Annotated in this window: 14 protein-coding genes; 10 read left to right on the top strand and 4 right to left on the bottom strand. The window is 65.4% G+C overall.

The features are described from left to right. Positions 1-52 precede the first annotated feature (52 nt). Positions 53-721, top strand: coding sequence for a response regulator (locus VIM95_RS18200; protein WP_331988565.1), 669 nt, complete (start codon positions 53-55; stop codon positions 719-721). Continuing rightward, positions 711-2,090 carry a sensor histidine kinase gene (locus tag VIM95_RS18205; RefSeq protein ID WP_331988567.1) on the top strand — a complete coding sequence of 460 codons (1,380 nt, stop codon included), beginning with the start codon at positions 711-713 and terminating at the stop codon, positions 2,088-2,090. Before VIM95_RS18200 ends, VIM95_RS18205 begins: the two co-directional genes overlap by 11 nt. Before the next feature lie 220 nt (positions 2,091-2,310). On the opposite strand, the gene VIM95_RS18210 is transcribed toward VIM95_RS18205, so the two are convergent. Continuing rightward, entirely contained in the window at positions 2,311-3,216 is a 906-nt protein-coding gene (locus VIM95_RS18210; protein ID WP_331988569.1) for a GNAT family N-acetyltransferase, read from the bottom strand. Further along, positions 3,213-3,791 (bottom strand): DUF2087 domain-containing protein, encoded by a 579-nt coding sequence (locus VIM95_RS18215; protein WP_331988571.1) that lies wholly within the window; start codon positions 3,789-3,791, stop codon positions 3,213-3,215. The genes VIM95_RS18210 and VIM95_RS18215 overlap by 4 nt, the downstream gene beginning before the upstream one ends. A 285-nt stretch (positions 3,792-4,076) precedes the next feature. Here VIM95_RS18215 and VIM95_RS18220 point away from each other — a divergent pair, with 285 nt between their 5' ends. Next, positions 4,077-4,670, top strand: coding sequence for a hypothetical protein (locus VIM95_RS18220; protein WP_331988573.1), 594 nt, complete (start codon positions 4,077-4,079; stop codon positions 4,668-4,670). Between the two features lie 104 nt (positions 4,671-4,774). After that, a complete protein-coding gene (locus VIM95_RS18225; RefSeq protein WP_331988575.1) occupies positions 4,775-6,952 on the top strand; it encodes a TonB-dependent receptor in 2,178 nt (725 codons plus the stop codon). Positions 6,953-7,013: 61 nt separating this feature from the next. On the opposite strand, the gene VIM95_RS18230 is transcribed toward VIM95_RS18225, so the two are convergent. Beyond that, a complete protein-coding gene (locus VIM95_RS18230) occupies positions 7,014-9,059 on the bottom strand; it encodes a S46 family peptidase (protein ID WP_331988577.1) in 2,046 nt (681 codons plus the stop codon). Between the two features lie 123 nt (positions 9,060-9,182). After that, a complete protein-coding gene (locus VIM95_RS18235; protein WP_331988579.1) occupies positions 9,183-10,571 on the bottom strand; it encodes an aminopeptidase P family protein in 1,389 nt (462 codons plus the stop codon). Positions 10,572-10,778: 207 nt separating this feature from the next. Here VIM95_RS18235 and argJ point away from each other — a divergent pair, with 207 nt between their 5' ends. From argJ to VIM95_RS18265, 6 genes are all read left to right on the top strand, one after another. Then, positions 10,779-12,002 carry a bifunctional glutamate N-acetyltransferase/amino-acid acetyltransferase ArgJ gene (argJ, locus tag VIM95_RS18240; RefSeq protein WP_331988581.1) on the top strand — a complete coding sequence of 408 codons (1,224 nt, stop codon included), beginning with the start codon at positions 10,779-10,781 and terminating at the stop codon, positions 12,000-12,002. Between the two features lie 13 nt (positions 12,003-12,015). Then, entirely contained in the window at positions 12,016-12,312 is a 297-nt protein-coding gene (locus VIM95_RS18245) for a hypothetical protein (RefSeq protein ID WP_331988583.1), read from the top strand. Positions 12,313-12,323: 11 nt separating this feature from the next. Then, positions 12,324-13,178 (top strand): ATP-binding protein, encoded by an 855-nt coding sequence (locus VIM95_RS18250; RefSeq protein ID WP_331988585.1) that lies wholly within the window; start codon positions 12,324-12,326, stop codon positions 13,176-13,178. An 18-nt stretch (positions 13,179-13,196) separates the two neighbouring features. Next, positions 13,197-14,138 carry a Nudix family hydrolase gene (locus tag VIM95_RS18255; RefSeq protein ID WP_331988587.1) on the top strand — a complete coding sequence of 314 codons (942 nt, stop codon included), beginning with the start codon at positions 13,197-13,199 and terminating at the stop codon, positions 14,136-14,138. Continuing rightward, positions 14,135-14,554: a hypothetical protein gene (locus VIM95_RS18260; protein ID WP_331988589.1), complete on the top strand. Its 420-nt coding sequence runs from the start codon at positions 14,135-14,137 to the stop codon at positions 14,552-14,554. The genes VIM95_RS18255 and VIM95_RS18260 overlap by 4 nt, the downstream gene beginning before the upstream one ends. 105 nt (positions 14,555-14,659) lie before the next feature. Further along, positions 14,660-15,595, top strand: a 936-nt coding sequence (locus VIM95_RS18265) for a methyl-accepting chemotaxis protein (RefSeq protein WP_331988591.1), incomplete at its 3' end; no start/stop codon positions are given.

A 15,595-nucleotide genomic window follows, 5' to 3' on the forward strand; every position in this document is an offset into this window, starting at 1 on the left:
GATCATGGCTCACATCTTAGGAAGCCAAGCTTAAAGAGGACTGAAAAAGACGATGCGTATCCTGATCGTGGAGGACGACTCCGCGCTGCAACGGGGCCTGGAGCAGGCCATCGTCGGCATGGGCTATCTGGCCCAGGTGGTCGGTGACGGCGAGCACGCCGATACGCTCTTGGCCGCCGAGCAGTTCGACCTGGTGGTGCTGGACCTGGGGCTGCCTCGGCTCGATGGGCTGGAAGTGCTGCGCCGCCTGCGCGCCCGTCGCCGGCAGCTGCCGGTATTGATATTGAGTGCCCGTGACCGCACCGAGGACCGTATTACCGGCCTCAATAGCGGCGCGGATGACTACCTGCCCAAACCCTTTGACCTGGCGGAATTCGAAGCGCGGGTACGCGCCCTGCTGCGGCGCGGCCATGGAGCCGTGACCTGTTTTGGCCGGTTGGAGTGGCACTGGGAGAGCCGCCAGGCACTGGTCGACGGCACGGCACTCTCGCTCTCGCCCAAGGACCTGATCCTGCTCGAATCATTGCTGCAGCAGGCGGGCAAGGTGGTGAACAAAGAAAGCCTGGCCTGGCGCATGGGCGACGCCGACCTCGCTGCCGGAGAGAATATGGTCGAGGTCTATATCCACCGTATGCGCCGCAAGCTGGCGCCAGCGGGCCTTGCCATCCTGACGGTGCGTGGCGTGGGCTATCTGTTGCGGGAAGAGGCCGATGGCGGTTGAGCGGTCCTTACGGCGCACCCTGACCAGCCGCCTGGTGGCGGCGTTGAGCATCATCGCCCTGGTCGGAGCCGGGGTGGGTTACGCCCTGGCGGAACGCTATGCCAACCTGGCCTACGACCGGGCGCTTTTGGACCTCGCTACCAGCTTGGCGCAGCAGGTGGTGTGGCGGGATGGTCTGGCGCACCTGGACTTGCCGGACTCCGCCCAGCGGGTGCTCCTGACCGACCAGTCCGACCAGATCGTCTACCGGGTTACCGATTTGGAGCACGACCGCCTGCTTGGCCAGCATGGGCTGCCCCAGCCTACGCTGATCGAACTGCCGCAGGGTGCACAGGCACAGTACCGCGACCTCTCCTCGGCGCTGGGCCGGCTGCGCCTGATCCGTATTGCCCCCACGCTGTCGGGTGGCGAACGGGTATTGATCGAGGTCGGTGAGACCCGCCACAAGCGCGATACCCTGATCCGCGATGTGCTGTTCGGTTTGATCGCGCTGATGGGTGTCCTGATGGTGGTCAGCGTGGGCATACTCTGGCGCGGCATTGCCAGCGGTCTGGCGCCACTGGCGGCGCTGGAGGCCGAGGCCGCCCGCCGTTCCATGGAGAACCTGGCGCCGCTCGAACCTGGCGTAGCACCGCGCGAGGTACGTGGTCTGATCCACGCCATCAACCTTCTGATGGCGCGGTTGGATGAGGCGATCGGCATGCAGCGGCGCTTTACCGCCAATGCGGCGCACCAGCTGCGGACTCCTTTGGCCGCCTTGCGGCTGCAGGCTCAGCTGGCGCTCAAGGACGAGCGCATCGTCAGCGCCCATAACGTGCTGGGCGAGATCGAGCAGAGTGCGCTACGTGCCAGCCACACGGCCGAACAGTTGCTGTCGCTGGCTCGGGCTGAATCTGGTCTCGCCGTTGCGGCCGGTCATCAAACGCTGGACTTGGCGGCACTGGCGCGCGTCACCACCGAGCGCATGGTGCCGGCGGCTCTGGCGCGCGGTATAGACCTCGGTTACGAGGGCGAGGAAGAGGCACGCGGCTTCAAGGGCAACCCCGGTCTCTTGCAGGAGATGCTGGGCAATCTGATCGACAATGCCTGCCGCTATTGCCCCAGCGGCAGCTGGGTGACTGTGGCCCTGCACCGCCAGCCGGGCGCCTGGCTCTTGAGCGTGTCGGACAACGGGCCGGGCATCCCGGAGGCCTTGCGCGAACAGGTGTTCCAGCGCTTCTTCCGCGGTGACAACCTGCCGGCGGAGGGCGCCGGGCTGGGGCTCTCCATCGTGCGCGAGATCGTCGAACGGCATGGCGGGCTGGTACGCATCGAGGCCGGGCCGCAAGGGGTAGGCTGCCAGGTCGAGGTCAGCTTGCCGCTCGCTTAGTCAGCTAATTAGATTTGCTTAGGGACACACTTCAGTTCAGGCGCCCGGGGAACCCGGGCGCTCATCGTCGGTGAAGCCTGACACTGCGGCTCACCCTGATTGAATCCCACCCCTCCGCAGCTTTGCACGCACAGATTCTAGGCGCTAAAGCGCCAAGAACGCTGGCAGCCGCTCCGTCGGCGGGGAACCTCGCTGCGCTCGTGGCGCTCGGATCAAGCGTCTAGAGGTGCGCCTCGTACACTGTCCAGGCGGGCATGTGCTCGCAAAAGCCGAGCTTGCGATGCAGGCCTAGTGAGGCGTGGTTGGTGCTGGCCACCATGCTGCGTAGCGTGGTGATTCCCTGTGCCAACAGGGCCGGGCCGGCGCGGCGGTAGAGGATGGCGGCCAGTTCGCGGCCGCGCCAGCCCGCGCGGACCCCGACCGCATCCACCTCGCCGTCGGTTACCAGGAGGAAGGCCTGGTAATCACCCACGTCGTCCGCTAGTACGCAGCTGGCCCGCCAGTCGGCCTGCGACCACTCTTCCTGCATGACATCGACCTCCGGCGTCGGTGCATTGGGCACCCCCGCAAAGGTTTCGGCATAACAGGCCTGCGCCTTGCTCCAGTCGATCTCGCGAAAGGGCACGCTGCGAAGACCGTTGGGCAGCTCGGCAAGGCCACCCAATGGCAGGCTTGCCTCCAGGTGGACGAAGTCGAACAAGGGTGTGAAGCCTGCCGCCTCCAGCGCCTGCCGCTTGGTGCGCTCGACCTGGCGGGCGCTGATGCGCAGGCGGCTCGCGCCGGCTTGCCGGCAGGCCCGGCGGACCGCATCGACCAGCAGCGTGGCGGCGCGGATATCGCTCGCGACCAGGGGTGAGCCATAGGCGCAACCATCTTGCGGCACCCCTAGCAGCACCCAGCCGACGTAGCCCAGCAGGGTACCGCCCTGCCAGGCGACGAGGGCCTGTCGGCCGTTGCCGCGAGCGGCATCGGCCAGCGGGACAGTCTCGCCCAGCTCGGCCTCGTAGCCGGGCTGTTGGTCGTGCCACCTGGCCAGCTGCTCGGCCTGGGTGGGGTCGTAGGGTTTGAGTTCGATGGGCATGGGGCGTATCCGTGGGGTGGCGGACTGCAGGGCCATCGGCGTCATGCCGCGCTCCGGCCGAGCACGGTACGCACCAGTTCCAGCAGCTCCGGCGGCAGGGGTTGTTCCAGGCGCCGATAGACGCGTCCGTCGAGGGTGCGGGATAGCAGCTTGTAGTTCACCAGCTCGCGCCGCAGCAGCACATGGTCGCCCAGGCTCTCCCCCAAGCGGATGTAGTCGTTGACCTCGCGCTCGCTCAGGTCGCGGCGGGCCGGGATGCGTGCCCACAAGGTCCATAGCACCGGTAGTTGCTCGGAGAATTTGCCTGGCCAACGTTGCAACCGGCCCTGCTGGTCGAAGTGGCGTAGCAGTCGGTTGGCGTTGACGGTGCCGGCCTGGGTGGTGGCGGCACGCTGGGCGGCATCATCCGGCTCGGCCGGGCTGGGCGCCTCGTTTAATGGCGCGATGGCCTCGGTCTGGTCGCGGAAGTGCTGGAAGTTCTGAAAGCCGATGGCGCGCGCCAGCATATTGAGCATCTGCACATGGCCGGGATGCGTGGTTTCTTCCTGCCATTGCTTACAGAGCGAACGGGCAAGCAGGGAGATATCGGCGGCGTGAAACGGAAAAACGGGACGGGACATGGTCGAATCCTTGTCGTCGTGCCTACCGCAGAGGGTATGCCATGGTCGCCGTTCTGGCTTGGCACTCGAGGTTCGAGCCAAGCAACGCCGTAGCTCCTTGGAGCGGGCGCGAGGAAGAGATTGCCTGGCAGGTTTAGCGTGTCCCGAGAGGGACGGCGACGCCTGGGTGAACTGCCGACCGTGACACAGGATACGACGCAGGCCATGGTTTTGTAAAACGGCGCGCCCTAGATTGGCGCCGGCAGCGGATAGGCCGCGCCGTGAAAACAGAAGAGGAGGAAAACCATGTATCTCGCCCTATTGTCCCCGCGTACCCTGAGCCTGCTGGTGTTGGCCGGTAGTCTCGCTACCCCGCTAGCCAAGGCCGCCAGCCTGCCCGCCGATTGGCTGCTGGCCGGCAGCCGCAGCCTTGAGTACCAGATCGATCTTGATACCCGGAATACCTTGTCCGGCCATGGTGCCGGTTCCTTGCAGCATATCCGGGGCAAGGGGGATGGCTTTGGCACCCTGATGACGGAATTTGACCCAGCCGACTATGCCGGCAAGCGGGTGCGCCTGAGCGGCTGGCTGCGCTACCGCGACGTGACGGGCAGGACCGGGTTGTGGATGCGCGCGGACAGCCCGGACGAATTCGCTAGCGCCTTCTACAACAGCCAGGACCTGAAGCTGCAGGGCAGTCGTGACTGGACCCGCTACAGTGTGGTGCTGGATATCCCGGCCGATGCTGAACGACTCTCCTACGGGGTACTGCTGAATGGTCGGGGCCGGGTCTGGCTGGACAGCATGGCGTTGGAGGTGGTGGACGACGCGGTGCCGGTCAGCGTGCAGGTCAGCGCCAAGTCCTTGCCTTCCAAGCGCTCGCCTGCCTTGCTGCGTTGAATGGCCGGGTTGTGCGTATGCAACGCCGGCCCGATCCGATACCACGCGCGACACGCTATCGTGGCATGCTCGCGCGTTTTTCTATTTCCCGCCTATTGCTGCCCATGCCTTTGAAACACCTTGCTTTCCGCCCTTGCCGGCTTCTCCTGCTGGTCGCCTGCGCCTTGCAGGCCTACGCTGACGATGTCAAACCGGCACCGGCTGCACCGCCTGCCGACGACAAGATCAATGTGCGGGGCAGCCAGGCTACCGACGAGCGGCGCCTGTCCACTGCCGCCAAGGTGGTGGTGACCCGTGAGGAGATCGTCCGTTATGGCGACAGCACCCTGGCCGATGTGCTCAAGCGCCTGCCGGGCGTGACCATAGGCGGCGTGCAGGGCCGTGGTGGCGAGATCCGCATGCGGGGGCTGGGTAGCGGCTACACCCAGATACTGCTCAATGGCGAGCCGGCACCTCCGGGCTTCTCGCTGGACTCGGTCTCGCCCGAGTTGATCGAGCGCATCGAGGTCATGCGTGCCGCCACTGCGGAATTCAGTACCCAGGCCATTGCCGGGGCAATCAATATCGTACTCAAGAAGGCTGTGCATACCGCCCAGAAGGAGCTCAAGCTCAATCTGGCCGAGGAGAGCGACCGTTATTCGCCCAGCGTAAACGGCCAATGGTCGGACCGAGACGGCAACTTCTCCTACAGCCTTGCAGCCAATCTGATCCTGAACCGGGCGGATCGGCCGCTGACCACGGTAGATCGTAGCGATGACGGCCAGACCGCGACGCAGCTGCGCTACACCAATACCACGCGCGACGACCACTACAACTCGATCAACCTGGCACCACGGTTGAACTGGAAGTTCGGCGAGGGCGAGACACTGACCTCGCAGAGCTTTGCCAGCGTCAACCAGTACAAGAGCGGCGTATTCGAGCGGGCGGTGACCGAGCTGGGCGATCAGCCGGCCTACCCCAATAACGACACCCATATCGATGTGCATTGGGAGATGCTGCGCAGCAATCTCAACTGGGTGCACAAGCTCGCCAACGACGGCAAGCTCGATACCAAGTTCGGTGTGAACTTCAACAAGCGCCGCTCCGAGGTTGTGCTACTGGGCTATGACCAGAATATGCAGCAGGGCCTGCGCCGTACCGTAACCTCGGGTGCGCTGGACAAGGGCTACACCCTGAACGGCAAGTATTCCAGCCCCAGCTTCGAGGACCATGTGCTGGCCGTGGGCTGGGATGGCGAATACAGCGAACGCGGCGAAGATCGCATCCAGCGCGACCAGAACTTCGACGGCCGGCCCAGCATCAATATCGATGAGGACTACGTCGCCAAGGTGAGCCGCCTCGCGCTGTTCGCCCAGGACGAGTGGACCATCAACCCGCGCTGGTCGGCCTATGCCGGCCTGCGCTGGGAAGGGCTCAATACCCGCAGCACGGGCAACACCATCCCCTCGGCGCAGAACCGTTCCAGCGTGGTCAGCCCGCTGGCTCAGGTGCTGTGGAAGATCCCGGACACCAAGAACGACCAGCTGCGCTTTGGCCTGACCCGGACCTATAAGGCACCCAATACCGGTAACCTGATCCCGCGCCGTTATATCTCGGTCAACAATACCCAGAACAGCCCGGACTACCAGGGTAACCCGGACCTCAAGCCCGAGCTGGCCTGGGGCCTGGATCTTGCTTACGAGCACTACCTCAGCGAGGGTGGTTTGCTGAGCGCCAGCACCTTTGTGCGCCGTATCTCGGACGTGACCCTGCGCGATCTTTCCTTGGTCAACGGCCGCTGGATCAGCCAGCCACTCAACAAGGGCAACGCCAACACCCGTGGCATAGAACTGGAAGCCAAATTCCGGCTCAAGGCGGTCATGCCCACCGCGCCGGCGATCGACCTTCGGGCCAATTACACCCGCGCCTGGTCGACCGTGGACAAGGTGCCGGGACCGAACAACCGGCTGGATTCGCAGACCCCGGTCAGCGCCAACCTGGGGCTGGATTACAAGCTCGACAGCCTGCCGCTGACCGTGGGTGGCAACTTCAGCTTCCAGGGCGGCGGTTCGGTCCGTCTGTCGGACGCGCAATACAGCTACAACAGCGCCAAGCGGGTGCTGGATGGCTACGCGCTGTGGAAGTTCGACCCCAAGATGCAGCTCAGGGTCTCGCTCTCCAATGTCTTGCACCAGGACAATCTGGCCCAGAGCCGTTATGTGGATACCCGCGGTCGCTTGGTGCAGGACACCATCACCCCCAGCAGTACGGTGGTACGGGCCTCACTTGAACTCAAATTCTGATCCCTGCGTGAGTAACCCAAAACGGCAGCCCTAGGCTGCCGTTTTTGTTGACGGGCGTCGCTTACTTTCCGCCGCGCAGCTCCCTGGCCAGCTCGGGGGCACCATAGATGCGCTCCAGGGCATGCAGGATGGCACGGGCGTCGACCGCGCTGGAGCGGGCGGTGGTATCGCTATAGGCAAAGCGATTACCCAGACTCTCCAGATTGCTGTCGAAGATCAGACCCACCCATTCGCCGTCGCGATTCACCACTGGCGAGCCGGAATTGCCGCCGATGATGTCGGCGGTGGTCACGAAGTTGAGCGGGGTGCTGGGTACCACCTTGCTGCGCGCGGCGGCGACCTTGGGGGCCAGATCGAAGGGTGGTTTGCCATCGAAGCTGTCGGCGCGGGCATACAGGCCGCCGAAGGTGGTTTTCCACGGTGTGCTGATGCCGCCTGCCTGGTAGCCGGCAACCTTGCCGTAGCTCAGGCGCAGTGTGGCGGTGGCATCGGGTGGTAGCTCGCGGCCGTACAGCGCGAAGCGGGCCTGGCCGAGCTGTTCGGCGGCCTGCTTGCTTGGCGTTTCGATCTGGGTTTCCTGGTAGCGCACCAGCTCGCGACGCAGCGGGTAGACCTTGCGGGCCAGTTGTAGCAAGGGGTCGTCCGAGGCCTCGATGGCCGCCACGCCGCCTTGCAGCAGGCGGATGCGCTCGTTCACGTCATCGAGCTTGCTATTGCGGATGGCCTTCTCGGCGGCTTCCTGCGGCGTGGCATCCATCAGCACGGTGCGCACAAAGCTGTGGCCCTTGCCGAGCAGCTGTTCGGCCTCGGCAAAGTAGCCCGCCTGTACGGCAACCTGCAGGTCCTTGTAGAACGGCACCTTGGCACGCAGGCGGCGCTCGATCTCGGGCAGACCTGCGCTGCGGTAGGCATTGAGCCGCTCGCTTTCCGGCAGTTGCCGTTCGTAGGCTTGTTCGACCAACTGGCCGGCATACTCAAACAGGGTGCGGTAGCCGTAGCCAAGTGCCCACAGTTCCTTGGCCCGGGATGCCTCACGTTTGCTGGCGGCTTCGGCCTCCGCCCATGGGTCGCCCGCCAGACCTTGCTGATGGTATGCGGTGCGGAACTGCTGCTCATCCGCCTCCTTCTGTGCCGTGGTCTTGGGGTCGAGCAGGGCGGCCTCCTGGCCCAGACCGGACTTGAGACCGTTCTCGGTGCCGAACAAGCGGTCCAGTGCCTGCCGCGCCGCCTCGGGCGAGCGCTGCGAGTAGGCATGCAGCTCGGCTTGCTGGCGCTTTAGGCTGGCCAGCTTGATTGGCAGGGTGATGTCACGCAGGGTGGCGAGCTGGGCCTGGGTCAGCAGGCGATCGGTGGCACCGGGGTGGCCGGCGACGAAGACCAAATCGCCCTCGGCCACCGGCCGCTTGGCGAGCTTCAGGTAGTGGACCGGCCGCACCGGCTGGCCGTTCTCGTAGACCCGTAGCAGCGCAAAGTCGAGGGCATGGCGCGGGTAAACGAAGTTGTCGGCATCGCCACCAAAAAAGGCGGCCTGGTACTCGGGCGCGAATACCAGGCGGACGTCGTCCCATTCCTTGTAGCGATAGAGATGGTAGAGCGATCCCTTGTAGAGCGGCACCACCTCGCAGGCAAGGCCGGTCTGCTGCTTGCAGTCCGCCTCCAGCCTGGCGATGGCACGCTTGCGCATTGCGGTGACGGCATCGCCACCGCTGGCGGTCTTGCTGGCTTCGACCACCTGCTGGGTGACGTCCTCGCTGGAGCGCAGCACGCGCGCCATGCTGCCGGGGCAGCGCAGTTCCTCGTAGCGCTGGTGTGCCACATAGCCGTTGTGGGCAAGGTCGCGCGCCGGGCTGGAGAGTTTGTCGATGCAGCCCAGGGCCACGTGGTGGTTGGTGAGCAGGAGGCCGTCGGGCGAAACAAAGGACGACGAAGCGCCAAAGTTGACCGCTGCCTGTTGCAGATGGGCGAGCCAGGCGGCGCTGGGCTGAAAGCCGTAGGTCTTGTCCAGCCGGCTCAGCGGCGGATTGTCGAAGGTCCACATGCCTTCATCGGCGAGGGCCGGGGGCAGCAGCAGGCAAATAGCCAGCGCTATGGCGGTACGGTGCAGCATGGAACGACACCTCTTGGACTTGTTGTTGTGGTGCGGCCGGCATTGCCCGCCGCCCGGGCCGGGCAGTGCCGGCCGGGCGGGCAGTCTAGCCGGCGCTGGCGCCGGGCTGCAATGGAACAGGTCTTACTGGCTGGCCAGTGCTTCGACTTCCGCAACACGCTTGGGAATGTCGGGTCCGAGCACGCGCGCCCCGCTGGCGGTGACCAGCACATCGTCCTCGATACGGATGCCGCCGAGCTCACGCAGCTCTTGGAACTTGGCGTAGTCGATCAGCCCGGCGTGGCGCTGTTCGGCTGCCCAGCGCTCGATCAGCGCGGGGATAAAGTAAGCACCCGGCTCCACCGTCACCACCCAACCCTCGCGTAGCGGGCGGCCCAGCCGTAGCGAGCGACGGCCGAAGTCGCTGCTGCGTTCCACGCCTTCGCCGTAGCCGACGCGGTTTTCGCCGAGCGCTTCCATATCGTGCACATCCAGACCGATATGGTGTCCCAGGCCGTGGGGGAAGAGGAGGGCATAGGCGCCGCTCTCGACGACCTCGTCGGCCGGGCCGCGGAAGAGACCGAGCTCAGTCACGCCCTTGACCAGTACGCGGGCGGCCAGGTCGTGCACCTCGCGGTAGGGAGTGCCGGGCTGCATGGTATTGATGGCGGCAAGCTGCGCATCCAGTACCGCCTGGTAGACCACCTTCTGCACCTCGCTGAAGCGACCGCCGACCGGGATGGTGCGGGTAATGTCGCTGGCGTAGTGCAGCGGGCTTTCGGCACCGCTGTCGTTGACCACCAGATCGCCGGCCTTGAGGGTGTAGCCGTGGCCGTGGTTGTGCAGGATGTGACCATCGCGGCTGAAGATGATGGGGTAGGCCAGTGCGCGGCCCTGGCTCGCGGCCAGGCCTTCCATGAGCCCGACCACTTCCTGCTCGCGTATGCCGGGGCGGCTGCTGCGCATGGCCAAAAGGTGCATGCGCTGGGCGATGCCGAGCGCGTTTTCCATTTCGGCGATCTCAGCCTCGGACTTGACCGAGCGCTGCGCGATCACGGCTTGGGTGAGCCGCTCGGAAACCCCGGCATCCACCGCGCCGACGTAGAGCGACAACAGCTCCGCCAGCCACAGGCGGTGCTCGGCCCGGTAGGGCGGCAGGTAGTGCACGGTGCGGCCGGTGTCGCGCGCCTTGGCCACGGTGCCGGCGAGCTTGGCCGTGCCCTGGGTGAGGCTGATCGCCACGGCGGCAGCCTGTTCGGCCAGCGTAGGCAGGGGGCCGGTCCAGACGATGCTGTCTATGCCGCCATCGTCACCAAACAGGGTGGCGGTATCGGCTTCCACGTCGATCACGGCCGCCAGGCCCGGCAGGTCTATGCCGAAGTAGTACAGGAAGCTCGAGTCCTGGCGGAAGTGGTAGATATTGTCGCCGTAGTTCATGGGGCTGTCGGCATTGCCGAGCAGCAGGATCAGGCCGCTGCCGACGGCTTGGGCCAGCGTAGCGCGCCGGGCGCGGTAGGTGTCGGGTGTGAACATGGGATGCCTTGCAAGTGGCGGTGGTCAGGCCGCCATGATACCGCGCCGTCCAGCCGCCTGCGGCCGGTGCAGGGCAAGGGCGTGCATCCCCTTGTGCCAGCAGGGTGAAATTCCCTTGCCACAGGTCTATGGACGAGGCCCCTGGGCGGTTACAATCCGGCTTTTCTGCAGCGCAGCAATTCTGCTTCCCAACCAAGGACTCCCCCCATGCCCGTCAACCTGACTGCCCCTGACCCCGCCTCCCTGTTTCCTGTGCCCGGCATTACGCTGGGTATCGGCTCGGCCGGCATCAAGAAACCCGGCCGCAAGGACGTCTTGGTCATGAAGTTGGCGGCGGGGAGTACGGTGGCGGGTGTGTTCACCAAGAACCGTTTCTGCGCGGCACCGGTGCAGCTGTGCCGTGAACACCTGGCGCAGGCCACCCCGGCCGCGCTGGTGGTGAATACCGGCAATGCCAATGCCGGCACCGGCCTGGATGGCCGCGAGCGTGCGCTCAAGGTTTGCGATGCCCTGGCGCAGGAGATGGGCGTGGCACGTGAGCAGATACTGCCCTTCTCGACCGGCGTGATCCTGGAGCCGCTGCCGCACGAGAAGATCGTGGCCGCGTTGCCGCAGGCGGTGGCCAACCTGGCGCCGGCCAACTGGGCCGAGGCGGCCGAGGCCATCATGACCACCGACGTGGTCTCCAAGGCGGCCAGCAAGCAGGTGGTGATCGCCGGCAAGACCATCACCATCACCGGCATTGCCAAGGGCGCCGGCATGATCCACCCCAATATGGCGACCATGCTGGGCTACCTGGCCTGCGACGCCAAGCTGCCGCAACCGCTGCTGCAGGCGCTGGTCAAGCACGCTGCCGACCGCTCCTTCAACTGCATCACCATCGATGGCGATACCTCGACCAACGACAGCTTCATGCTGATCGCCACCGGCCAGTCCGGCCTCGAGATCACCGATGCCGCCGGTGCCGACTATGCCGTCCTGCGTGGCGCTGTGACCGAGGTGGCGCAGACCCTGGCACAGGCCATCGTGCGCGATGGCGAAGGCGCCACCAAGTTCATGACCGTACAGGTCGAGGGTGGCCGCGACGAGACCGAGTGCAAGGCCGTGGGCTACGCCATCGGCCGCTCGCCGCTGGTGAAGACCGCCTTCTTTGCCTCCGATCCCAACCTGGGCCGTATCCTGGCGGCCATCGGCTATGCCGGCATTGACGACCTCGACGTCGATCAGCTGGACCTCTATCTGGACGACGTGCTGGTCGCCACCCGCGGCGGCCGCAACCCGGCCTACCGCGAGGAGGACGGCCAGCGTGTCATGAACAAGGCCGAGATCCTGATCCGGGTGGTGCTGAACCGCGGTGCGGTCGACGCTACCGTGTGGACCTGCGATTTCTCCTACGACTATGTGAAGATCAACGCGGACTACCGCAGCTAAGCGAGGTTGGGCCATGGCTTTCTGGCAACGCAGGACTGATGCGGAGAAACTGGCCCAGTGGCGGCAGCTGGAGCAGCGCGGCTTTGTGCTGTTCCTGCTCGACGTAGGGCTGCTGCGCTGGGGCCTGCCCATGTGCGTGCTGTTTACGGCAGGGCCGGTGCTGTTTGGCCTGCCCATGCCGGCGCAGCTGACCCCGGAGTTTGTCTTCCGGAATGCGGCCATCTGGGGCTCGGCCGGTTTGTTCTACGGCGCGGCCATGTGGCTGGTCGGCAAGGCTACGGCACGCCGGCTGGACCGGCCGCGCCGCTGAGGGAGACGTGCATGAGCCTGTTCGACTACGCCAATTTGCTGAACCGTCTGGAAGCCCTCTTGCCGCCCATCGGGCAGGCACCCGACTGGAGCGCACCGGCCTTTCGCTGGCGCAAGAAGGTGGCGCTCGGTACCGCCGTGGGCTGGTTGGAGGCCGTGCACCAACCGCAGCTGATCCGCCTCTCCGACATCCAGAACGTCGAGCCGCAGAAGGCCGAGATTGATCGCAATACCCGCCAGTTCGTAGCCGGCCGTTTGGCCAACAATGTGCTGCTGACCGGCGCACGCGGCACCGGCAAGTCGTCCCTGATCAAGGCCGTGCTCAACGAATACGTTGGCCAGGGTTTGCGGCTGGTGGAGGTAGACAAGGAAGACCTGTGCGACCTGCCCGATATCGTGGCGCAGATCGCTGGCCGGCCGGAGCGCTTTATCCTGTTTTGCGATGACCTGAGCTTCGAGGAGGGCGAGGGTGGCTATAAGGCACTGAAGTCGGTGCTGGATGGCAGCGTGGCGGCGCGTTCGGCCAATGTGCTGATCTACGCCACTTCCAACCGGCGCCACCTCTTGCCGGAATACTTCGACGAAAACGCCCGTACCCGCCATGTGGATGGCGAGATTCACCCGGCCGATGCGGTGGAGGAGAAGATCAGCCTCTCCGAGCGCTTTGGTCTGTGGCTGAGCTTCTACCCCTTCAGCCAGGATGAGTACCTGGCCGCGGCGAAGCACTGGTTACGCGAATTTGGCGTAGGCGACTGGGATGAAACGATTGAACGTGCTGCGCTGAACTGGGCGCTGGGCCGTGGTTCCCGTTCCGGTCGGGTGGCCTGGCAGTTTGCCAAGGACTGGGCCGGCCGCGAGCGGGCCTGAGCTGACGCTGGAGACGATGTGAGTGAAATCAAGACCACCCATGTGGCGGCCGGGATATTGATCCGGCCCGATGGCCAGTTCCTGCTTGGCTCCCGCCCCGAGGGCAAACCTTATGCCGGCTGGTGGGAATTCCCAGGCGGCAAGCTGGAGGCCGGCGAGACTGCCGCCGAGGCCTTGGCGCGCGAGCTGCATGAGGAGATGGGGGTGACGGTGACCGATGCCCGCCCCTGGCTGGTGCAGACCTTTACCTACCCGCACGCCCATGTGCGGCTCAATTTCTTCAAAGTCACTGGCTGGCTGGGTGAACCCCACCCGCACGAGGGCCAGCAGTTTGCCTGGCAGCAGCCGGGCGCCTTGAGCGTGGAGCCGGTGCTGCCGGCCAATACGCCCATCCTGCGAGGCCTGCAGCTACCTGAGCAACTGGCTTTCTCCAACGTCGCCGGTCTGGGCGAGGCCGCCTGGCTGGCCAAGCTGGAGATCCGGCTGGCTGAGGGCCTGCGCTGGTTGGTACTGCGTGAGCCGGGCCTGGACGACGCTGCCTATGCGGCCTTGCTGGCCAAGGTGCAGCCACGTATGGCAGCCCATGGCGCCAAGCTCTTGCTGCACGGTCACCCGGCCGTTCAGGCGGCCACGCCGGCCGACGGGTCGCACCTGCCTGCCCATGTATTGATGCAGACCGAGACTCGCCCCGAGGGTTGGTGCGGCGCTTCGGTCCATAACCTGGCCGAGCTTGCCCAGGCGGCCAAGCTGGGTGTCGACTATGCGGTACTGGGCAGCATCAAGCCCACCGCCAGCCACCCTGGACAACCTGGCCTGGGTTGGGCGGGCTTTGAGGTCTTGGTGGGGCAGGGCTGGCCCTTCCCGGTCTACGGCATAGGCGGCCTGCAGCTCAGCGATCTGGTCGAGGCGCATGCCGCCGGGGCGCAAGGTGTGGCCTCGCTCAGGGCGGCCTGGCTGTGAAGCCTGCAGTCGGTCTGGGCCTGGCGCTACTGGGCCTGGCTGCACTGCTGGGCCTGGCCAGTTGGTTGCGTCAGCCGCCACCCCGGGCATCGGTACAAGCGAATTGCCCCGACCTGACGCAGGCCTGCCGTGCGGAGATCGCCGGGCAGGCCGTGACCATCCGTGCCAGCGCCACGCCCTCCGGTCTCAAACCCTTTCAGTTGCAAGTGGCGGGTGGCAAGGCACCGCTGACCGCGCGCTTTGGCATGGTGGGCATGGATATGGGCCCCATCGCCGTACCGCTGCAGGCCCAGGCAGACGGCCAACTGGCCGCCCAGGTGGTTTTGCCCTTGTGTGTGCAGGGCCGCCGTGACTGGCGGCTATGGCTGGAAGGCGCCGAAGGCACACTGGAGGTGAGTTTTACCGCGGGTGGTTAGCAAGCTGCCATACAGCCTGTAAGCTGGGGTTGGCGCACCGGGGCCGTCTATAAAGACGATGGCGCCCGAGAGCGACTTGACCACAAGAACAGGATGGAGACGGCAATGAAGCAGATGAGCATGCGCAGCAAATTGCTGCTGCTGGTGTTGATCGCGCTCGTCGGTCTGCTGGTGGTGGCGGTGACCGCCCTTAGCAGCCAGCGTGCAACGCTGATGGAAGACCGGCAGCAGAAGACCCGCAATCTGATCGAGGTGGCGCACGGCGTTATCGTTGCCAACTATGCACTCGAGCAAAGCGGCAAGCTGAGCCGCGCCGAGGCGCAGGAACGGGCCAAGGCGCAAATCCAGTCGCTGCGCTACGACAAGAGCGAGTACTTCTGGATCAACGATATGACGCCCGTCATGATCATGCATCCGATCAAGCCTGAGCTGAACGGCAAGAACCTGAGCGAGAACAAGGACCCGGCCGGCAAGCACCTGTTCGTCGAATTCGTGAACGTGGTGAAGGCCAAGGGCGAGGGTTTTGTCGACTACCTGTGGCCCAAGCCGGGTGCCGACAAACCGGTGCCCAAGATCTCCTACGTGAAGGGCTTTGAGCCCTGGGGCTGGATTGTGGGTAGCGGCATCTATGTGGACGATGTGTCGGCCGCCTTCTGGCGCAATAGCGTGACCCTGCTCACGGTGGTGGCGATCACCTTGGTGGCCATGCTGCTGGTGGGGCTCAAGCTCGCCGGCGACCTGATCCGCCAGCTCGGCGGCGAGCCGGCCTATACGGTGGACGTGGTACAGCGCATCGCCTCGGGCCAGCTGGATACCGGCATCGCCCTCAAGTCGGGCGACGGCAGCAGCCTCTTGTACCGGATCAACGAGATGCAGGCCCAACTGCGGGAGCTGATCCGACAGATACGCGAGAGCGCGGACAGCATCGGCGAGATGGCCGAGACGGTATCGTCGCGTTCCAGCGAGGTCTCGACCGGCTCGGTCAGCCAGAGCGATGCGGCGGCGGCCATGGCAGCGGCGGTGACGCAGATGACCGAGAGC

It is taken from the genome of Chitinimonas sp., assembly GCF_036568685.1.
In the GTDB taxonomy this organism is placed as follows: domain Bacteria; phylum Pseudomonadota; class Gammaproteobacteria; order Burkholderiales; family Chitinimonadaceae; genus Chitinimonas.

Bases quoted from the DNA above. Each gene is read 5' to 3' on its own strand.
- VIM95_RS18200 (WP_331988565.1), top strand. From the start codon at position 53: ATGCGTATCCTGATCGTGGAGGACGACTCCGCGCTGCAACGGGGCCTG.
- VIM95_RS18235 (WP_331988579.1), bottom strand. From the start codon at position 10,571: ATGTTCACACCCGACACCTACCGCGCCCGGCGCGCTACGCTGGCCCAA.
- VIM95_RS18230 (WP_331988577.1), bottom strand. From the start codon at position 9,059: ATGCTGCACCGTACCGCCATAGCGCTGGCTATTTGCCTGCTGCTGCCC.
- VIM95_RS18220 (WP_331988573.1), top strand. From the start codon at position 4,077: ATGTATCTCGCCCTATTGTCCCCGCGTACCCTGAGCCTGCTGGTGTTG.
- argJ (WP_331988581.1), top strand. From the start codon at position 10,779: ATGCCCGTCAACCTGACTGCCCCTGACCCCGCCTCCCTGTTTCCTGTG.
- VIM95_RS18245 (WP_331988583.1), top strand. From the start codon at position 12,016: ATGGCTTTCTGGCAACGCAGGACTGATGCGGAGAAACTGGCCCAGTGG.
- VIM95_RS18205 (WP_331988567.1), top strand. From the start codon at position 711: ATGGCGGTTGAGCGGTCCTTACGGCGCACCCTGACCAGCCGCCTGGTG.
- VIM95_RS18215 (WP_331988571.1), bottom strand. From the start codon at position 3,791: ATGTCCCGTCCCGTTTTTCCGTTTCACGCCGCCGATATCTCCCTGCTT.
- VIM95_RS18225 (WP_331988575.1), top strand. From the start codon at position 4,775: ATGCCTTTGAAACACCTTGCTTTCCGCCCTTGCCGGCTTCTCCTGCTG.
- VIM95_RS18210 (WP_331988569.1), bottom strand. From the start codon at position 3,216: ATGACGCCGATGGCCCTGCAGTCCGCCACCCCACGGATACGCCCCATG.
- VIM95_RS18250 (WP_331988585.1), top strand. From the start codon at position 12,324: ATGAGCCTGTTCGACTACGCCAATTTGCTGAACCGTCTGGAAGCCCTC.